We start from the raw sequence: 20728 nt of genomic DNA, 5'->3' as shown, positions 1-20728 counted from the left end.
AAAAAATGACAGAGAAAAAGAAAATCGAAAATTTTTTTGAAAATAAAACAACGCCAGAAATTGCGAAAAATTTATTAGGAATGTATTTAGAACATGTAACGCCGCTAGGGAAATTAGCTGGTTATATTGTTGACGCTGAAGCTTATCTTGGACCAGATGACCAAGCTGCCCACAGTTATGGAATGCGAGATACGCCAAGGGTGCGTGCGATGTATCAAAAGGCTGGAACAATCTATCTCTATACGATGCATACACATCGGATATTAAACATTATTACTCAACCAGAAGGCGTCCCTCAAGGTGTGATGATTCGAGCTGTTCAACCAGCTGCTGGTATTGAACAAATGAGCCAGAATCGTGGAGGAAAAGTGGGGCCAGAAATCAGTAACGGCCCAGGTAAGTTAGTAAAAGCATTAGCAATTGGTCCAGAACTTTATGGTCAATCAATTATGGATAGCGAAAGTACACTACGGCTAGACTTTGAAAAACGTAAGGAACCAAAAAAAATTATTGCTCTGCCACGAATTGGTATTCCAAATAAGGGAGAGTGGACGGATATGCCGTTGCGCTACATTGTTTCAGGCAATCCATATATTTCTTTACAAAAAAAGCGCCTGATCGATCAAGAAGATTGGGGATGGAGGAACGAAGATGAAAAAAAATAATTTATTAAGTTATTTGGATGAGTCCATTGAAAAAAACATTGCTACTTATGACGTCGCATTAGATTGGGATACAAAGAACCATACGATTGAAATAGTTGTGCGCTTGTTTGCGGAAAACAAAGCACATTTAGAAATCGATGATGCAAAAGGTGTTGTTTCTGAAGAAAAAATCATTGAATTTGAGGACGGTATTTTACTATTTAATCCACAAAAATCTTCATTTGATGAAGAGGACTATTTAGCAGTTATTCCTTATGAAGGTAAAAAAGGGTTGGAAAAAGCAGTTGTAGATGCAATGATTGATTATTTGAAGGATGTATTGGATCAAGGACAAAGCGATTTGTTGGACTTTTTAGATGCAGACGATGAAGATACGATTTTTGAATTACATTGGGACAATCAACAGTTCGCACAGTTCGTTGAAAAGAAACAGCAAGAACAAAATACAACAACTTATTTACCATATCCAAGTTATTAAGGAGTCGATAGCGATGAAATGGAACGAAGTAAAAGTAGAGACAGCAAGTGAAGCAGTTGAAGCTGTTGCCAATATTTTAATGGAAGCAGGAGCCAGCGGCGTGGCTATCGAAGATGCGCTTGACGTTGAGAATTTTAAATCAGACCAATATGGTGAAATCTTAGATAAGGCTGATTTTACTTCATTAACTGAAGGCGCATTGGTTATGGCATATTTTCCAGAAACAATTTTCTTACCAGAAATCTTACCTTTTATCAAAGACCGTGTGACACAATTACCTGAGTTTGGCTTGGCCATTGGGAAAAATATTGTAACGGCTAGTGAAGTAGAGGAGAGTAACTGGGCAACGGCTTGGAAAAAATACTATCATCCTGTTCGCATTACGAGAATGTTGACGGTTGCTCCAAGCTGGGAAAATTATACGACACAAGATCCAATGGAAAAAATTATTACCTTAGATCCAGGTATGGCTTTTGGAACAGGAACACATCCAACAACATTACTGACTTTGGAAGCATTAGAATCTGTTCTGCGTGGTGGTGAGACGGTACTAGATGTTGGTACAGGTTCAGGCGTGTTAAGTATTGCTGCCAAATATTTAGGTGCAAAAGATGTTTATGCATACGATCTTGATGAAGTAGCTGTCCGTTCAGCAAAAGAAAATATGGATATGAATGAAATTGCTAAAGATGTCCATGTTTCTGCAAATGATCTATTGAATGGGATAGAGATCGAAAGTGATGTAATTGTTGCCAACATTTTAGCTGATATTATTTTATTGATGATTCCTGATGCATGGCGTTTATTAAAGCAAACAGGAACGTTGGTTGTCTCTGGAATTATTGAAGATAAAAAGCAAATGGTTATTGATGCCATGGAGGCACAAGGATTTGTAGTTGATCAAATTTTCCAACAAAAAGATTGGTATGCAATTATTTTGAAAAAACCTGAGGTGGACTAAATGCAACGTTATTTTTTGGAGGAACCATATCAGCAAAAAGATCGTTTTGTATTAACCGGAGAGCCGTATCATCATATAACTCGAGTTATGCGTATGACGCTAGAAGACCGCGTTTACTTAGCTTTTAGTGACCAAGTGGCTATCATTGCTGAAATTATTGCTATTACAGAAAATGAGGTTGAATTAAAAGAGGTAATGAAAGAACAAGGGCAAAAAGAGTTGCCAAGTATGATTACCATTGCAAGTGGGTATCCAAAAGGTGAAAAATTAGACTGGATTGTGCAAAAAGGAACGGAACTTGGAGCACACGCATTTCTTGGGTTTCCGGCAAAGACGTCGGTTGTTAAATGGGATGAAAAAAAACGGAATAAACGGCAACAACGTTTAACAAAAATTGCTCAAGAAGCTGCAGAGCAATCACATCGTCAAGTAGTGCCACAAGTAGAATTGTTAAGTACAGTCAATGAGTTCTATCAAAAAATTTCTACTTATGATCATGTGCTAGTTGCCTACGAAGAGTCAGCTAAGCAAGGCGAATTAGCAAACTTAGCACAAGCCTTACAAAAATCGGGTTCAGGACAACGTATTTTGGCAATTTTTGGACCAGAAGGTGGGTTGACGCCAGATGAAGTAGCAAAACTATCTGCAGAAGGCGCAATCCTTTGTGGCTTAGGTCCAAGAATTTTGCGAACAGAAACAGCACCATTATATCTATTGAGTGCCGCGAGCTATCAATGGGAATTACTAGGTGAACAGGAATAGGGAGTCCATTCGTGTACGATTATTGGATCATCAAATAAGTGATGACTTACTAAAAGAGACGGTGTACCATTTAGTTGCAAATGGGCTTACAAGAATCGCCATAAGTCATCGGAACTTTTCTTAATAAATTTGAACATGATAGAATTGAAAAAAGAAACGACAATTTGTATAATGGTAACAATAACCGTTCAAGAGTCCGATAAAAAATAAAAAGAGGTTGGGTCAAATTAACTAGCTCCGATGAAATTGACAAAAGGCACCAGAAATCATTTTTAGGTTTTTGTGTGATGATGCGTTGTTTTTTCGGAGTTATTTTTAATACCATTCGTGGAAAAACGAATTCTTTATACCAGTTAGCTGAAATTTAGAAATTGTGATTTCAGATGCCTCTCCTGTTTTGCTATCGAAACGAAAGGGGGATCGGTTTGTATGTCAAAAGAAGAAATTTTAACAGGTCCTGGCGTTATTGCGCTTGTTAGTAAATATATGGGACCGGATCATGTTGCATTTGTACAAAAAGCATGTGATTATGCAACAGCAGCGCATGATGGACAATTTAGAAAATCTGGAGAGCCTTATATTATTCATCCGATCCAAGTTGCTGGGATCTTAGCTGAGTTGAAAATGGATCCGCACACTGTAGCAACAGGATTTTTACATGATGTAGTTGAAGATACAGAAGTAACTTTGGATGATTTACGAGAAGAATTTGGTGACGATGTAGCCATGCTGGTTGACGGCGTTACTAAATTGGGAAAAATAAAATATAAATCTCATGAAGAACAATTAGCAGAAAACCATCGTAAAATGTTGCTAGCAATGGCACAAGATTTACGCGTAATCATGGTGAAATTGGCCGATCGTCTTCATAACATGCGTACACTAAAACATTTACGGGAAGATAAGCAACGTCGAATTGCACAAGAAACATTAGAAATCTATGCACCGTTAGCACATCGTTTAGGGATTAGTCGAATCAAATGGGAATTAGAAGATACTGCTTTACGCTATCTTAATCCAAAACAATATTATCGAATCGTTCATTTGATGCGAACAAAACGTGAAGAACGCGAGCAGTATGTGAATGCAACTGTAGAAGATATTCGAGTAGCGACAGAAGAACTAGACATCTATGCAGAAATCTATGGTCGCCCAAAGCATATTTATTCGATTTATCGAAAAATGAAAGATCAGAAGAAACAATTTAGTGAAATCTATGATTTACTGGCTATCCGAGTAATTGTCGAGTCTATCAAAGATTGTTATGCAGTCTTAGGTGCGATCCATACGAAGTGGAAACCAATGCCAGGAAGATTCAAAGATTATATTGCTATGCCAAAGGCGAACATGTATCAATCTTTGCATACGACAGTGATTGGTCCAGCGGGAAATCCTGTTGAAATTCAAATTCGTACGCAAGAAATGCATGAAATCGCAGAATTTGGGGTTGCAGCACACTGGGCTTACAAAGAAGGAAAAAATGATAAAGTAGAACCTGACGGAATGACGAAGCAATTAAGTTGGTTCCATGAAATTATTGAATTGCAAGACGAAAGTTATGATGCATCTGACTTTATGGAAGGCGTTAAGGGTGATATCTTCAGTGATAAAGTCTATGTCTTTACACCAAAGGGAGATGTAACCGAGCTTCCTAAAGGATCTGGACCATTGGATTTTGCTTATAGCATCCATACTGATATTGGGAACAAGACAACTGGCGCAAAAGTGAATGGCAAAATGGTTCAATTGGATTATAAATTGAAAAATGGTGATATCATTGAAATCTTAACTTCACCTAATTCGTTTGGTCCGAGCCGTGATTGGTTAAAAATTGTTGCAACGAGCAAAGCAAAAAATAAAATTAAACGTTTCTTCAAGGCACAAGATCGTGAAGAAAATATTACCAAAGGTCATGAATCAGTTACCAAGTGTATTTCTGATCTTGGTTTCTTGCCAAAAGATATTTTGACCAAAGAAAAACTGCAAGAAGTCTTGGATCGATTCAATTACAATAATGAAGATGATATTTATGCGGCCGTGGGGTATGGTGAAATCAGCCCGTTAACAATGGCAAATCGATTGACTGAAAAAGAACGTCGTGAACAAAAAATCGAGCAACAAAAACAAGAAGCCGACGAATTGATGAACCAACCGAAAAAAGAACCAGAAAAAATGAAGGTTCGTCATGAAGGTGGCGTGGTGATTCAAGGTGTTGAAAACTTGCTTATTCGTATTAGTCGTTGTTGTAATCCGGTTCCGGGAGACGATATTGTTGGTTATATTACCAAAGGACGAGGAATTTCCATTCATCGTCGTGATTGTCCAAATGTTCAGCCGGATAAACCAAATGTTGCAGAACGATTAATTGAAGTAGAATGGGAAGATACTTCAAATTCTAAAAAAGAATATGATGCTGACCTAGAAATTTATGGCTATAATCGTTCAGGTCTATTAAATGATGTTTTGCAAACTGTTAATTCTATGACAAAAAATCTTAATAGTGTGGAAGCGCGTACGAATAAAGATAAGATGGCAACAATCCATTTAACGGTAGGAATCCAGAACTTAACACACCTAAAAAGTATTGTAGATAAAATCAAGTCTGTTCCAGATGTCTATAGTGTACGGCGGATGAACGGATAAATGTGAAGAGAGGGAAAATTTGATGCGAGCAGTCATTCAACGAGTGAGCCGAGCGGCAGTTACGATCAATGGTCAAGAAATCGGTAAGATTAAGCAGGGGTTATTAATTTTATTAGGTATTCATGAAGCAGATACTCAAAATGATGTAGACTATTTGGTTAAAAAAATCGCGCAAATGCGTATTTTTGAAGATGAACAAGGCAAGATGAATACAAGTATTGAAGACATTGGTGGTCAAATTTTAAGTATTTCACAATTTACGCTGTTTGCGGATACTAAAAAAGGCAATCGACCAAGTTTTATTGCCGCTGCACGTCCAGAAACGGCTATTCCATTATACGAAGCTTTTAATACTGGTTTGAAACAACGTGGTATTCCAGTTTCAACTGGTAAATTTGGCGAAGATATGGATGTTTCTTTAGTAAATGACGGTCCCGTAACCATTGTAATCGACTCACAAAATAAATAAAAACAGAAGTAAGAGCTCTCTTAATTACTAAAATAGTTAAGATAAAAGTCGACATGGCAGGTACATGCTAATGTTGGCTTTTATTTTTTATTTGTACTTTAAATTCGAAAATAAGTTTGTACAATACATTGATAAAATTATTGATGAATGTGCTTTTCTGTCATTTATTGGAATATCGACTAAAAAATAGGAGAGATTTGTCAGGTTTTGCAATCGATCTGGGGACATTAAATTAACACAGTTCTTCGTCATAGAAATCAATTCTATGTCAATTTATGTATCCTATGATTAATTTACTTGTATGGTATTTTTGTCCCAAGCTTTATGATGCAGTATGATAAAGCTTTTTATATTTCTATGTTATACTGGTGTATAAATATACAAAAAGGAGGGGTTTGATGGAAAATTTATTAGCAGGTGGTTTTCTATTTGTTGGAGGAGCGATACTTATGTTAGCAAGTGAGTATGCTAACTGGGTTCCCATTGTCGGAAGTATTGTTGCATTAGTAGGTTTTGGGATATTAGTTTATTTTTTATTTAGCAAAGATGGAAAGTATGACGGAAAATAAGTAGTATCTTTTTCTAGTATTGAATTGACGATAGAAAAATGCAATAACTACCATCAATCGCCTAGCCATTGGTTGCATTTTCCTATAACAAATCTTTTTTTAGCTTAAAGATGACGTAGAAAGCCGTAGATTTTAGTATATAAAAACTACGGCTTAGTCGAACAAGAACTTCTATTTTAGATTAAAATTCTGCAAATAGCTGATCGATTAGTTGGTAATCGGCATTTGTTAAATGGATATCTAAAGCCTGAGCATTACTTGAGACTTGTTCAGGTTTTTTTGCACCAGGAATTACGACAGAGACAGCTGGATTTTTCATATACCATGCTAATACTAATTGAGCAATGTTTGTTTGATAGTTCGCTGTGAGTGGACGAAGTTGCTCAACAGTATGAATAATTTTTTCAAAACGTTCACCTTGAAAATTTGGCTGCTTTAATCGAAGATCACCTTTAGAAAATGAAAGTGGTTGTCCAAGCTGATATTTCCCAGTCAAAAGACCTGAAGCTAGTGGAAAATAAGGGACAAAACTAATCTTATGTTTTTTGATGTAAGGAAAAAGTTCTGTCTCCGCCTTTCGTTGGATCAAGCTGTAATGGTCTTCAACGATATCTACGTATCCTTCTTGGTTAGCTTCTTTTAATTGGGCTAAAGAAAAATTTGAAACACCGATTGCTCGTATTTTTCCAGCTTCTTTTAATTGATGCAAAGTAGCTATTGCTTCGTTTTTTGGCGTTTTTTCGTCTGGAAAATGAATATAAAAAATATCAATATAATCTGTTTGTAGTCTTTTTAGAGCATCTTCAACAGCTTGAGTCAAAAATTCAGGTGTATTATTAAATTTTCCAGAATTGTTTGGGTCATGAGCTGCTTTAGTTGCAATGACGATACGTGAACGGTCATATTCTTTTTCTTTCAAGACTTCACCAATCAATTCTTCTGAGCGACCAAAACCATAGGCGTAAGCCGTATCAAGAAGATTGATGCCATTATCAAGTGCTGTTCGAATGATTTGTTTCCCCACTTCGTCCTCTAAATGAGGGAATAAATTGTGTCCACCAACAGCATTTGTTCCTAAGCCAAGTTGTTCTGCATATACTTGAGAATGTCCGATTCTTACTTCTGCCATGTTGAATTCCTCCTTTGTTTCAGTTTAAAACAAACTGAAGAAATGCAAAAATAAATTGTCTTTTGAAAAATGAAAGAGGCTTGTTTAACTTTTAGGGCAAATATTCTTGACTTTGTGAAGTGTTTTTAGTAAGTTGTAGATAATATAAAAAATCACTGAAAGAGCGAGTAAGTAACCTATACTTTTTAGATAGAGAGAATCATCGAGGCTGAAAATGATTCAAGAGTTGGTTACCGAAAAGACACTCTGGAGATGGACGCGTGCAAAGCCGTCCCGTGTACGAGCGTTATTCGTGAGAGGAAAGAGCAATCTTTCAAAATTAGGTGGTACCGTGTATGACTTTCATTCGCCCTTGTTCATTGTGAACAGGGGTGAATTTTTTTATTTTCACTTAGTTACATAAAAAGGAGAGAGATGTATGAACTTTCAACGACCAAAAGGAACGAATGATATTTTGCCAGGTGAATCAGAAAAATGGCAATTTATTGAAGAAACAGCACGTTTATTATTTAGAGACTATCAATACAATGAAATTCGCACGCCGATTTTTGAACATTATGAAGTTATCTCACGCAGTGTAGGAGACACGACTGATATCGTTTCAAAAGAAATGTATGATTTTTATGACAAAGGTGACCGTCACGTAACTTTACGTCCAGAAGGAACGGCTCCAATTGTTCGCTCATTTGTAGAACACAAATTATTCGGACCAGAGTTTGCTAAACCTTATAAAACTTTTTACATGGGGCCAATGTTCCGTTATGAACGTCCGCAAAAAGGTCGTTTGCGTCAATTCCATCAAATTGGTGTTGAGGCATTTGGTTCTGATAACCCAGCAACAGACGTTGAAAGTATGGCAATGGCGTTAGACTTTTTCAAACAGTTAGGCATCACACAAATTCGTTTGGTCATCAATTCTCTAGGTGATCAAGAAACACGACAGGCTTATCGTCAAGCATTGATTGACTATTTAGAACCAGTTGAAAATGAATTAAGTGAAGACTCAAAACGACGGTTACATCAAAATCCTTTGCGTGTCCTTGACAGTAAAGATAAACGAGACCAAAAATTTGTTGCAGATGCACCTTCGATTTTGGATTACTTAAGTGAATCAGCTAAGAACCATTTTGAAACTGTGACAGCTATGTTAGATGCATTAGAAATCCCTTATGAAATTGATAGCAATATGGTTCGTGGTCTGGATTACTATACACATACTATCTTTGAAATTATGAGTGATGCTCCAAAAATGGGTGCTCAAGCAACAATTTGTGCTGGTGGTCGCTATGATCGATTAGTAGAAGAGCTTGGTGGACCAGAAACACCAGCATTCGGTTTCGCAATGGGCATCGAACGTATCTTGTTAACCATGGAAGCAGAAGAAGTAGTTATTCCAGCCTTAAATGAATTAGATGCTTACGTGGTTGGAATTGGTGAAGTCACAAATCTTGAAGCATTAAAAGTAGTCCAAGCGATTCGTAACTTTGGCTTTTCTGCGGATCGTGATGTCATGAATCGTAAAGCAAAAGCCCAGTTCAAAACAGCTGACAAAGCAAATGCCAAATTAGTGCTAGTACTTGGAGAAGATGAACTAAAGAACCAGACAATTAATGTGAAGTCAATGGCAGATCGTAAAGAAAAAAGCTTTTCATTACAAGAAATCTATCAACGCTTTGATGAAGTGTACGACGAAATGACAACGACATTATTTGAGTAAGAAGGAGAGAGAAAGATGGCAAAAAGGACAATTTATTGTGGGTTTGTTTCCCAGAAACAATTAGATCAAACAATTACACTTAAGGGATGGGTACAAAAACGTCGTGATTTAGGTGGATTGATTTTCATTGACTTACGTGACCGTGAAGGAATTGTGCAAGTAGTCTTCAACCCAGAAATTTCGAAAGAAGCTTGGGAAGTAGCAGATAAATGCCGAAGTGAATATGTAATTGAAGTAACTGGTGTGATCAAACGTCGTGCTGAGAATGCAATCAATACGAAAATGGCAACGGGCGAAGTCGAAATGATTGCCAATGAAATGACAATTTTAAACCAAGCAAAAACACCCCCTTTCTCGATTGAAGATGATCAAACAATCAGTGATGAAGTTCGTTTGAAATATCGCTATTTAGATTTGCGCCGTCCGAAAATGACAAAGAATATTAAAATGCGTCACGAAACAACTAAAGCCATTCGTCACTATTTGGATGATAATGATTTCCTAGACATTGAAACACCTTACTTAGGTAAATCAACACCCGAAGGCGCACGTGATTATTTAGTTCCTTCGCGTGTCCATGCAGGTCATTTCTACGCATTGCCTCAGTCACCACAATTATTTAAACAATTATTGATGAATGCAGGATTTGATCGTTATTATCAGATCGTACGTTGTTTCAGAGATGAAGACCTACGTGGCGATCGTCAACCGGAATTTACCCAAGTTGATATTGAAACAACTTTTTTAACTTCTGAAGAAATTCAAACCTATACAGAAGGTTTAATTGCGAAAGTCATGAAAGATGTTCGTGGATTAGATGTAACATTGCCATTCCCAAGAATGACTTATGATGATGCAATGAGTCGCTACGGCAGTGACAAACCTGATACACGTTTTGAAATGGAACTGATCGATTTAAGTGAAACGGTGAAATCCATCGAGTTTAAAGTATTCCAAATGGCTTTAGAAAATGGTGGAGTAGTTAAAGCTTTGAATGTAAAAGGTGCTGCTGGCAATTATTCTCGAAAAGATTTAGATCATTTAGGTCAATATGTTGGTCAATTTGGAGCAAAAGGACTTGCATGGCTGAAAGTGGAAGAAGAAGGTTTGAAAGGACCAATCGCAAAATTTATGGGTGAAGCTGGCGAAGAAATCATTCAAGCAACAGATGCCCAAGTTGGTGATTTATTGTTATTCTGTGCAGACAAAGCAGAAGTTGTCGCAGCATCATTAGGTGCTCTTCGTACGCGTTTGGCAAAAGAGCTAGGATTGATTGATGAAGAAAAATTCAATTTCTTATGGGTAACTGATTGGCCACAATTTGAATATTCAGAAGAAGAAGGTCGCTATGTTTCTGCACATCATCCATTTACGATGCCAAAAGCCAAAGATGTTGAGTTGTTGGGTACAGATCCAGCGAAAGTCTATGCGGAAGCTTACGATATCGTTTTAAACGGTTATGAACTTGGTGGGGGTTCAATTCGTATCCATACGCGTAAGTTACAAGAAAAAGTTCTTGAAACACTTGGCTTCACGAAAGAACAAATGGAAGAACAATTTGGCTTCTTATTAACTGCATTGGACTATGGTTTCCCTCCACATGGCGGAATTGCTTTAGGCTTAGATCGTTTTGCTATGCTACTTGCAGGTGAAGAAAATATCCGCGAAGTGATTGCTTTCCCTAAAAACGGAAAAGCTGCTGATGTCATGAGTGAAGCACCAAGTTTAGTTTCGCCATTCCAGTTAGCAGAATTGAGTATTGATGTTACAGAGATTGAAGAATAAAATGAGTTAAAAAAGAAATGTTTCTGAGAGGATGGTAAAAGTCTTAAGCTTTTGCCATCTCCTCTTTTTTTTTATACGAAAAAACCTTATAATAGAGCCATAATTATGTAAAGCGAGGCTTTTTCATGAAAAAAACGTTCGAAAATTGGGCCTATCACGATTATACGACCAAGCTTTCGGTATCTATTGTTTATGCGTTAATTGCGTCAATTGCGTTAAATCTTTTTTATCAACCAGGTCATATTTATTCAAGTGGTATTACTGGTCTGGCACAAATTTTAACCACCTTATCCAAATCACTGATTGGTTTTGAAGTACCTGTATCAACAACTCTTTACCTATTGAATGTTCCGTTGTTTTTCTTAGCTTGGTTTAAAATCGGTAAGAAATTTACAATTTTCACGTTTATTACGGTCACGTTGACCTCGCTATTCATCCACATCGTTCCCGAAACAGTGTTATCAACTGATCCAATCATCTGTGCATTATTTGGTGGAGCAGTGATGGGGGCGGGGATAGGTTTAGTACTTAGAAATGGTTTATCTTCGGGCGGACTAGATATCGTCAGTATTACGATACGAAAGAAAACAGGGAAATCAATTGGATCTATTTCGATTTATTTCAATGCGTTGATTGTTTTTGTTGCAGGAATCTTGTTTGGTTGGCAATACATGTTTTATAGCACGTTGTCGATTTTTGTTAGCGGAAAAGTGACAGATGTTTTTTACACGAAACAGAAGAAAATGCAGGTTATGATTGTCACAAAACACCCTGAAAAAGTCGTGAATGAAATTCAAAAATGTATGCGTCGAGGGATCACGATCATCAATGAAGCAGAAGGTGCATACAAACATGATAAGCAAACAGTTTTGATGACGATTGTGACTCGTTATGAACTCCCACTATTAAGAGAGGCAATGAAAGCCTCTGATCCGGACGCTTTCGTAAGTATTGCAGAAAATGTTCAAATTTTAGGCCGTTTCTATGAAGATGGCGTTTAAAGAGAAAATAAAAAAGAATCGGATAGGATAAAACGATTGTTCGTTTTATCCTGTTTTTTTACCCGTTTATTCGTGACCACAAAAAATAAATTGTTTCATCAAATCTTAGTTTGAAGCAAAAAGGAGGTAATGCGCTATTTCTTTTGAAAATTTCTTAAAGTCGATGAAATCATTGTTCTTTTGCCAAATTTTGTGGGATGATAGAAAAGATAGTAAGAAGTTTAAATAAGTCTTGCTATTTTCTTATAATGCACGTATATTACAAATGAAAAAAGTTTATGAAAAGTTGGAAGATTGAATGGAAAAACAAAAAAGATTGAAAAAGAGTCGCTATATCACAGGCTTTGATGGTATTCGTTCTTTAGCCGTAATGGGTGTTATTCTCTATCATTTGTTACCAAGAACAATGACAGGTGGTTATTTGGGCGTACCGATATTTTTTGTGGTATCTGGTTATTTGATTACCGATTTATTGCGACAAGAATGGGAACAAAATGGAAAAATAAATATTTGGCAGTTTTATGTTCGAAGGATGAAGCGGCTTTACCCGGGCTTAGTCTTTTTATTAGTTACTGCTTCAGCGTATATTACTTTGTTTCAGCGAGGTTTGTTAAATAACTTGCGAGGGACTGTCATCAGCAGTTTATTCTATGTGAACAATTGGTGGCAGATCAATAATGGATTATCTTATTTTGATCGGTTTGCCAATGAGTCACCATTCACACACATCTGGTCTTTGGCAGTTGAAGGACAAAATTATCTATTTTGGCCAATTATATTTGTTTTACTGATGACTTTAGTCCGAAAGAAAAAATGGATCTTTTACACTGTGCTGGGAATGTCAGGAATTTCAGCTATTTTGATGATGATTTTGTATTCGCCTGGCGCAGATCCAACTCGTGTTTATTATGGGACAGATACACGACTATTTTCAATTTGGCTTGGTTGTGCGTTGGCTTTTGTTTGGCCAAGTACACGTTTGAAAAAAGAGATTCCTAAACAAGCGAAGAAGACATTGAATATTGCAGGGTTGATTTCGTTTGTCTCATTGGTTGCGGCTTTCTTTTTCTTCAATGACCATATGGATTTTGTTTACTACGGTGGGATGTTGTTAGTTAGCTTGTTGTGTGTTGTATTAGTTGCTGTGACAGCTCATCCTGGTGCAAGTTGGAATAAATGGCTAACTAATCCAGTCTTTACTTGGATTGGGAAAAGAAGTTACGGCATTTATCTCTATCAATTTCCTGTAATGATTTTTTATGAGGCAAAGGTTTCTAATATTGGGGATCACGTTTTCATGCACACCATAATTGAAGTAACTTTGATCCTGCTGATTAGTGAATTATCTTACCGCTATATCGAACGACCGTTGGCACGTTTTGATTATGGAAAAACATTTTCAGTTGTTAAGGGGTGGTTCCAAAAACCCATTCTCAGTCTTGAAAAGCCATGGCTGATTCCCGGATTATTAGTTTTCATGATCGCATTAGTTGGTTTTGCGATTGCACCAAAGAATGCTGTGACAGCGGATCAAAAACAATTACAAGAAAAAATTGCAGCAAACAAAAAATTAGCAGAAAAAAGTAAAGAAGAAGATGGCAAAGCTTCTGGAGCATTGGATCAGAGTATTTTGGATAAATACGATTTGACCAAAGCACAAGGGAAGAAAGCACAAAAACTAGAACTTACAGCTTTTGGGGATTCAGTCATGCTTGATGCAGCTACGGACTTAAAAGAAATTTATCCTAAAGTAGTTGTGGATGGCGATGTCGGGCGTCAACTTTATACGAGTGAACCTTATCTTGAAGAACTGAAAAAACAAAAACTCTTGAAAGATACTGTGTTGGTTGGACTGGGAACTAACGGTGCATTTTCAGAAACGCAATTTGATAGTGTAATGGATGCGATAGGCGATCGCAAAGTTTACTGGGTGAATGTTCGAGTACCAACTAAACGCTGGCAAAATGATGTAAATGATATGCTAGCTCAAATGGCGAAAAAATATGATAACATGACTCTAATTGATTGGTACGACTATAGCAAAGACCATAACGAATGGTTCTACGATGATCAAGTTCATCCAAACCCTGAAGGAATGATCCATTATGCACACTTTGTTAGCCAAGCATTATTAGGTGGCAAAAGTACAGATAGTGAGTCAACAAAAGATTCAGAAGTAACTGATGAGGCAACGAGTCAAGGCAGTGAAACCTTAAGTAACGGTGCAGCTTCTTCCTCAACCTCAAGCACATCAGAAGAGCTAGATACAGAACAATAAAAAAAGAATTGAGATGAAGATTCATCTCAATTCTTTTTTTGTCCTAAAAGGAACAAGGTTAAGTTTTGTGTGTTAGATCTTTGGGAAGAATAACCGAAAGATGCGTAGTTAAATAAAGTTCTTTTTGCTTTCGAGTTAATTTTTTAAAGGCTGCTTCTGCTTTGGTTGCTTCGCTTCTAGTTTCAAAACATTCTGCGTGAATCATTTGTAGCGGCCGACGTTTACGTAAGCGAGTGTACTTAGCACCTGTGCCGTTATTGTGTTCGGCAAGTCTCCTTTCAAGATTGGTTGTATATCCGCCATAAAAAGTATTGTCTTTACAAGCGAGTACGTAAAAGTAATGCTTAGTCTCCATAAAGCATACCACGTAATTCTGGAGTATATTGGCCTTCTTCATCATAAGTGATAAGTGGTGAAGAAACCTTGAAACCATCTAATTTTCCTTCTTTTATGCCTTCGACTAATAAAATATTCGCATCTTTTCCAACTTTTGGATAGACAAAACGGATCCGTTTTGGAATGATCTGATGTTCACGCATGACATCCAAAATTTCTAAAAAACGTTCAGGACGATGTACCATTGCAAAACGGCCATTTGTTTTTAAGAGTTTGCTGGAGATTTGAATAACATCGTTGAGTGTTGTATAAATCTCATGCCTAGCAATGGCTAAGTGTTCATTGGGATTTTTTTTGTTCGTAGGTAGCCCTTTGAAATAAGGTGGGTTACAGACAACGAGATCACAAGAATTATGACGAACAACTGCTAAACTATTTTTTAAATCAGTCGTGTGAACAGTGATTTGGTCTTCTAAATGGTTAAGCACAACGCTTCGTTTCGCCATATCGGCTAAACGAGGCTGTAGTTCGATCGAATCAATTTGTGCATTGGTTTTTTTACTTAAAAATAAGCCGACCGCACCGTTTCCAGCGCATAGGTCAACGATTTGTCCTCTTTTTGGCACACGCGCAAAATTTGCGAGTAAAACAGCATCAAGTGAAAAAGAAAAAACTTGCGCACTTTGGATAATTTTAATATCTTCTGCGTATAATTGGTCAATTCGTTCGTCTTCGTGAAGCATGGGTTTCCCTCCAAAGTGAATAAAATAATCGTTTGTATTATACTATGTTTGTCAAAAAGAACCAAGTTTGCTTGCCAAGGAAGATTTTTTTAGGCATACTATCTATGTTCAGCAAAGAGAAAGGAAGAGTCTATGTTTTATCGTTTTATGCGCGGGGTTGTTCGAGTTGTCTTAGCAATAGTCAACGGCAATGCCCACTATGAAAATAAAGAATTATTGCCTAAAGATGAGAATTACATATTAGTTGCGCCCCATCGTACTTGGTGGGACCCATTGTATCTAGCAGTTGGAGCAGCACCAAAGAAATTTAGCTTTATGGCAAAAGAAGAGTTGTTCAAAAATTCAATTTTACGATTTATTTTGACACATGCGAATGCTTTTCCTGTCAAACGTGATAAGCCAGGGCCAAGTGCAATCAAAACGCCTGTAAAAATCTTGAAATCAACAGACTTAGGACTAATCATGTTTCCAAGTGGCACGCGCCATGCGACAGAGTTAAAAGGTGGAATGGCACTGATTGCTAAAATGGCAAAAGTGAAAATCGTTCCAGCTGTATATCAAGGACCATTAACACTTGGCGATTTGTTCAAGCGAAAACGTGTAACGGTTCGCTTCGGAGAACCCATCGACTTATCTGACATTAAAAAGATGGATAAGGAAGGTTTGGAAGAAGTTGAGCGGCGAACACAAGGTGCGTTTGATCAATTAGACAAAGAAGTAAATCCTGATTTTAAATATGAAATAAAATAAGTAGGGAGCTGCGAGAAAATCAATTTTGATTTTTTCGTAGCTTTTTGTTTGTTCTCTGTTTTTTTATAGATATAGGAGATGTGAAACATTTCTGTTATGACCTTCTGGGAAGTGTTATAATCATTAGAAGGACATTTTTTTGAGGTGAGTATATGCGTTTCTTGCACACGGCCGATTGGCATATTGGTAAAAAATTACAAGGCTATGATTTACTTGAGGAACAAAAGCAAGTTATTTCAGATATTTTGAAGGTAGCAAAAGAAGAACAAGTGGATGCAATCATTATTGCAGGCGATTTATATGATCGAAGCGTGCCAGCGACGGAAGCAGTGCAATTGTTTAATCAATTGATGATTGATTGGAATTTAGAAGAAAAATTTCCAATTTTCGCAATTTCTGGCAATCACGATAGTAGTATTCGATTGTCGACAGGGACACCTTGGTTTAGCCAATCTAATTTTTTCTTACGCACTCAGTTTGCTGAAGCGTTTCAACCAATTACATTTGGTGATACACAATTCTTTTTGTTACCTTACTTTGAACCAATTGCCGCTCGTTTATATTTTGAAGACGATGAAATTCGTACAATTCAACAAGCGATGGCTTTAGTCGTCGAAAAAATGCAGACGCTATTTGAACCAAATAAAAAACACGTATTAGTAAGTCACTTTTTTGTAACGGGAAGCTCAAAGTCTGACTCAGAAACAAAAATTGAAGTTGGCGGGTTAGATGCAGTATCTGGCGACTTATTGAGTGATTTTGACTATGTGGCATTGGGCCATTTGCATAACCAAGCGGCTTTGCACCAAGCAAATGCACGCTATAGCGGCTCGCCATTGAAGTTTTCTTTATCAGAAATCAATCAAAAAAAGGGTGTTTGGATTGTTGATTTAAATGATAAGCTACAATTGACGTTTCATGAGCTGACACCCCTACATGATATCCAAGAATTACAAGCCAATTTTAAAGAACTCTTGAGTCCAACATTTTATCAAACTGTTAATCGAGAAAATTACACACAAATCTACTTGATGGATCGAACGATCATTCCTAATATGATGAATCAGTTGCGGAAAATCTATCCAAGAATCTTAGGTGTGGAGCGAGTAAATGGTCGTTTAGAAACAATAACAAAAAAACAAACAGTAGAAATGAAGGATCCAAAATCAATGGCGATGCATTTCTTTAAAGAAATAACAAATGAACCACTGACCAATGATCAAGAAAAGTGGCTCACAGAAACTCTACAAGAACTCATGGAAATGGAATGATCAGTGATGAAACCACAAAAATTACGATTAAAAAACTTTGGTCCCTTTATTGATGAAATCATTGATTTTTCACTTTTGACTGAAGCACCTCTATTTTTGATTAGCGGGAAAACAGGTGCAGGCAAGACGACAATCTTTGATGGGATGACTTATGCTTTGTTTGGAGAAACCTCAGGGAGACTACGCTCGGGAAAAGAGATGCGTTCGTTATTTGCGACACCGGCGGAAGAAACCAGTGTCACTTTTTCGTTTGAACATCAAAAACTTACTTATGAAGTCACGCGTAAACCTGAGCAGATATTGGCTAAGCTAAAAGGTGACGGGAATCGTAAGCAAGCAGCGAAAGTTTCCTTGACGATTTTCGATGAATCAGGAAAAGAAGCACGTCAATTAACGAAACGCGGGGAAGTCGATGAACTGATTAAAGAACTCTTACACTTAGATGCTAAGCAATTTTCACAAATCGTATTACTGCCACAAGGGGAATTCCGTAATTTCTTGATTTCATCTAGTAGTGAAAAGGAAGTGGTGCTCCGTAATTTATTTGGTACGCAGATTTTCCAACAGTTCAATGAAATTTTAAAAGAAAAAGCTAAAAAGCAACAAAAAAAACTTGATTACTTAGAACAGGAATTGTTGCTTTTGCAAAAACGCTTTGTTTCTTTAGAAGCACGAGACTTTTCTGAACTGAGCTTTGAAGAAGTGATGCAGTGTTGGACAAAAGAACAACAAGTGTTAGCAGAGAAAATCCAACTCGTTCAACAACAATTGAAAAAAGAACAAGATGCTCAAGAAAAGCTAGAAAAAGAGTATTATCAAATTCAATCTGTACAAAGACAAAGAGCAGAGAAGCAAACGTTACTTGAAAAACTAGAAAACTTGCTTGAAATGCAAGATGAAATAACAGAAAAACAACAATGGATTTGTTATTATGAGTTTGGGCAACGTTTGATTGACCCAGTATCACATAACAAAGAGTATGAAAATGAACGACAATCACTTCTTGAAGAGGAGGCAAAGCAGCGCCTTTTGTTGAACGAGCTGCAAGAAAAATTTACGCAGTGGAAAGAAAAAGAAAAAGAACGACAAAACTTGCAAGAAGCAGTTGATCGGTTAAATGATGACTATCAAGAAAAGAAAACACTGCTTCCTCGTGTCAAAGAATACAAGGAGCAAGACGAGTCACTTCAAGTGATCACTGCGGAATTAACTGATGGAACGCAAAAGTTGGCAGACTTGCAAGAGCAACAAAGCGTATTAAATAAACGTCAACAAGAAATAACACACCTCCTAACAACACAAGAAGAATTAGCAAAAGAACAACTGACATTTGCAAACTTACAGCAACAAAAAAGAGAGTGGGAAAGTGCACAACAAGAAACACAAAAACTTGACCAACAAAAAATGCAGAGTCAGCAGCAATTAGTTCAGTTAACTAGTGAAGTCGAAGAAATTCAAGAAGAACGAACAAGACATCAAGAAAAGATTGCTCGGCTTAAAAGTCAGTGGGCAAAACAACAAATTGCTCGACTACAATTATTGCTTTTGCCAGGGGAACCTTGTCCAGTCTGTGGTTCTGTCGAGCATCCACTAGAAAATATCAGTCATGAAGCACCTGAGAAACAAACTGTGAAGCAACTGGAAAAAGAATTAGCAGATGCGGAAGCACATGCAGAATCGTTAAACCTACTTCTTGGTCAAAAAGAAGCATACTTAGCTAAGCTTGAACAACAATTAGTAAAAGAAGAAAAAGAATTAGCTAACTCACTGATAAAAGAAGCAAACTGCAAACAAACATTGAATGAATCATTACAAGACTTTCCTTTGATTGAGGATTCATCAAAAATAACAGTTACCAATGAAAAAGTTTCAGGTTTGTTTAGTGAGATTGAGCAAAAAATAATTCAAGAAGAGCAATTATTAGGAGAAGCAAAGACGGAGCAAGGAGCCTTGCAAGCAAAACTTGAAAAAAATAGCCAAGCGGTCGAAGAACAACAAGAGATTCAGACGGAATTATTGGCGAAACATCAGCATAGCAGTGGACAATTGGAAACATTAAAGCAGCAATTAGCGACAGTTGACATCGATACACTGGAAGAAACCGTACAACGGCTGGCTCAACAAATAGAAGAGCAAAGTGAACAATTAGCTCAAGAAAAAGTAGCTGGAGAAAAAATCGATCAATCCATTGCGTTAACGCAAGCACAACTCAGCCAACTAATGGAACAATTAGAAAAATTAGTTGCCAAACAAATGAAAACACAAACAAAAATTCAAGATTTGTTAGCTGAACAAGAGTATTTTGACTCAGCAGATGCAGGAGTAGCTTTTGCGCAGCAACAAGTTGAATATGAGGAGTACAAAACAATTGTTACGACATATCAAGAAGAACAATTGATTACTAAGGCGAAACTGGCTCAACTAGAATCCGTGGATTTGTCAGCTGAAATGCCAGAGGATGCACATTTAGCTGAACAGATTGCACAAGGGAAACAATTGATTGAAGAACAACAAACAGCACTCTATAAAATTCAAGAACAACAAGAAAACAATCAAGCCATTGTGACAGAATTTTTAGCACTTTATCAAACAAGTCAAGAGCAATTGGATGAGTTGGCACAGTTACAACAACTTTCACAAACAATTAACGGTGAAAATGTGAAAAAAATCAGTTTAGAAAGATATGTCCTTCAAGTGTATTTACAAGAAGTGCTCCAAGTAGCTAACAACCATTTACAACGTCTAACGAAAAATCGGTATCAGTTTGAGTTAGCAGATTCAGTTGGGAGCTATCGTGGAAAAACTGGATTGGAAATCAATGTGTATGATGACGAAGCAGGTATGACACGAAGTGCACATACCTTGTCTGGGGGAGAAAGTTTCATTGCTGCCCTCTCGTTAGCGTTAGCATTGGCAGAAGTTATTCAGGCACAGTCAGGCGGAATTACTGTTGAAGCACTATTTATTGATGAAGGGTTTGGTTCTCTAGATGAAGAAGCTCTAGAGATGGCAATGGAAGCTTTAGAAACAATTGAAAGTGAAGGAAGGATGATAGGAATCATCAGTCACGTAAGAGAGTTAAAAGAACGAGTGTTACAACAAATAAGAATCGATGCAAAAGGTAGTGGACAAAGTACCGTTCGCTATCATCTTGGATAAAGGGAGATTGAT

The 20728-nt window shown here is 37.1% G+C and carries 16 protein-coding genes, 2 pseudogenes and 1 other annotated feature; of the genes and pseudogenes, 15 read left to right on the top strand and 3 right to left on the bottom strand.

Features of this window, described 5'->3' with window-relative positions:
* The first annotated feature begins 5 nt into the window (after positions 1-5).
* The 7 genes from AC4BD1_RS11050 to AC4BD1_RS11020 all read left to right on the top strand — a co-directional run bounded on the left by AC4BD1_RS11050 (position 6) and on the right by AC4BD1_RS11020 (position 6547).
* Positions 6-665 (top strand): DNA-3-methyladenine glycosylase, encoded by a 660-nt coding sequence (locus AC4BD1_RS11050; protein WP_490466525.1) that lies wholly within the window; start codon positions 6-8, stop codon positions 663-665.
* On the top strand, positions 652-1143 hold the full coding sequence (locus tag AC4BD1_RS11045; protein WP_490485615.1) for a DUF3013 family protein: 492 nt from the start codon (positions 652-654) through the stop codon (positions 1141-1143). Before AC4BD1_RS11050 ends, AC4BD1_RS11045 begins: the two co-directional genes overlap by 14 nt.
* A gap of 13 nt (positions 1144-1156) precedes the next feature.
* Positions 1157-2104, top strand: coding sequence for a 50S ribosomal protein L11 methyltransferase (gene prmA / locus AC4BD1_RS11040; protein ID WP_490466524.1), 948 nt, complete (start codon positions 1157-1159; stop codon positions 2102-2104).
* Positions 2105-2866, top strand: a complete 762-nt coding sequence (locus tag AC4BD1_RS11035; RefSeq protein ID WP_490466523.1) for a 16S rRNA (uracil(1498)-N(3))-methyltransferase — start codon at positions 2105-2107, stop codon at positions 2864-2866.
* Between the two features lie 429 nt (positions 2867-3295).
* Positions 3296-5509, top strand: coding sequence for a RelA/SpoT family protein (locus tag AC4BD1_RS11030; RefSeq protein WP_206910299.1), 2214 nt, complete (start codon positions 3296-3298; stop codon positions 5507-5509).
* A 22-nt stretch (positions 5510-5531) separates the two neighbouring features.
* Positions 5532-5978 carry a D-aminoacyl-tRNA deacylase gene (gene dtd / locus AC4BD1_RS11025; protein ID WP_490485614.1) on the top strand — a complete coding sequence of 149 codons (447 nt, stop codon included), beginning with the start codon at positions 5532-5534 and terminating at the stop codon, positions 5976-5978.
* A gap of 398 nt (positions 5979-6376) precedes the next feature.
* Positions 6377-6547, top strand: a complete 171-nt coding sequence (locus AC4BD1_RS11020; RefSeq protein ID WP_206910295.1) for a hypothetical protein — start codon at positions 6377-6379, stop codon at positions 6545-6547.
* Positions 6548-6728: 181 nt separating this feature from the next.
* Here the strand turns inward: AC4BD1_RS11020 and AC4BD1_RS11015 are convergent, their stop codons facing one another.
* Entirely contained in the window at positions 6729-7676 is a 948-nt protein-coding gene (locus AC4BD1_RS11015) for an aldo/keto reductase (RefSeq protein WP_490485613.1), read from the bottom strand.
* A 146-nt stretch (positions 7677-7822) separates the two neighbouring features.
* Positions 7823-8033, top strand: a binding site (T-box leader).
* 61 nt (positions 8034-8094) lie between these two features.
* Here AC4BD1_RS11015 and hisS point away from each other — a divergent pair.
* The 4 genes from hisS to AC4BD1_RS10995 all read left to right on the top strand — a co-directional run bounded on the left by hisS (position 8095) and on the right by AC4BD1_RS10995 (position 14457).
* Positions 8095-9393: a histidine--tRNA ligase gene (gene hisS / locus AC4BD1_RS11010; protein WP_206910291.1), complete on the top strand. Its 1299-nt coding sequence runs from the start codon at positions 8095-8097 to the stop codon at positions 9391-9393.
* Between the two features lie 15 nt (positions 9394-9408).
* The gene (aspS, locus tag AC4BD1_RS11005; RefSeq protein WP_490485612.1) at positions 9409-11178 is read left to right on the top strand and encodes an aspartate--tRNA ligase; all 1770 of its coding nucleotides are present in this window, start codon (positions 9409-9411) and stop codon (positions 11176-11178) included.
* 125 nt (positions 11179-11303) lie between these two features.
* Entirely contained in the window at positions 11304-12179 is an 876-nt protein-coding gene (locus AC4BD1_RS11000; RefSeq protein WP_206897679.1) for a YitT family protein, read from the top strand.
* Between the two features lie 298 nt (positions 12180-12477).
* A complete protein-coding gene (locus tag AC4BD1_RS10995) occupies positions 12478-14457 on the top strand; it encodes an acyltransferase family protein (RefSeq protein ID WP_490485611.1) in 1980 nt (659 codons plus the stop codon).
* Between the two features lie 58 nt (positions 14458-14515).
* On the opposite strand, the gene AC4BD1_RS10990 is transcribed toward AC4BD1_RS10995, so the two are convergent.
* Together AC4BD1_RS10990 and AC4BD1_RS10985 are read right to left on the bottom strand one after the other, a co-directional pair.
* Positions 14516-14812: a GIY-YIG nuclease family protein gene (locus AC4BD1_RS10990; protein ID WP_206910286.1), complete on the bottom strand. Its 297-nt coding sequence runs from the start codon at positions 14810-14812 to the stop codon at positions 14516-14518.
* Positions 14802-15536: a tRNA1(Val) (adenine(37)-N6)-methyltransferase gene (locus AC4BD1_RS10985; RefSeq protein WP_206910285.1), complete on the bottom strand. Its 735-nt coding sequence runs from the start codon at positions 15534-15536 to the stop codon at positions 14802-14804. The genes AC4BD1_RS10990 and AC4BD1_RS10985 overlap by 11 nt, the downstream gene beginning before the upstream one ends.
* Positions 15537-15668: 132 nt before the next feature.
* Here AC4BD1_RS10985 and AC4BD1_RS10980 point away from each other — a divergent pair, with 132 nt between their 5' ends.
* The 4 genes and pseudogenes from AC4BD1_RS10980 to AC4BD1_RS10965 all read left to right on the top strand — a co-directional run.
* Positions 15669-16286, top strand: a complete 618-nt coding sequence (locus AC4BD1_RS10980; protein ID WP_067483031.1) for a lysophospholipid acyltransferase family protein — start codon at positions 15669-15671, stop codon at positions 16284-16286.
* 152 nt (positions 16287-16438) lie between these two features.
* The gene (locus AC4BD1_RS10975) at positions 16439-17557 is read left to right on the top strand and encodes an exonuclease SbcCD subunit D (RefSeq protein WP_490485610.1); all 1119 of its coding nucleotides are present in this window, start codon (positions 16439-16441) and stop codon (positions 17555-17557) included.
* Between the two features lie 6 nt (positions 17558-17563).
* A pseudogene (locus AC4BD1_RS10970) lies at positions 17564-18278 on the top strand (AAA family ATPase); the annotation flags it as partial.
* A 2000-nt stretch (positions 18279-20278) separates the two neighbouring features.
* Positions 20279-20716, top strand: a pseudogene (locus AC4BD1_RS10965) (SbcC/MukB-like Walker B domain-containing protein); the annotation flags it as partial.
* Positions 20717-20728 lie beyond the last annotated feature (12 nt).

This window comes from Enterococcus sp. DJ147D b (assembly GCF_058216655.1).
Note: the sequence above shows the minus strand (reverse complement) of the source record. Positions and strands in the feature narration are given on the sequence as shown.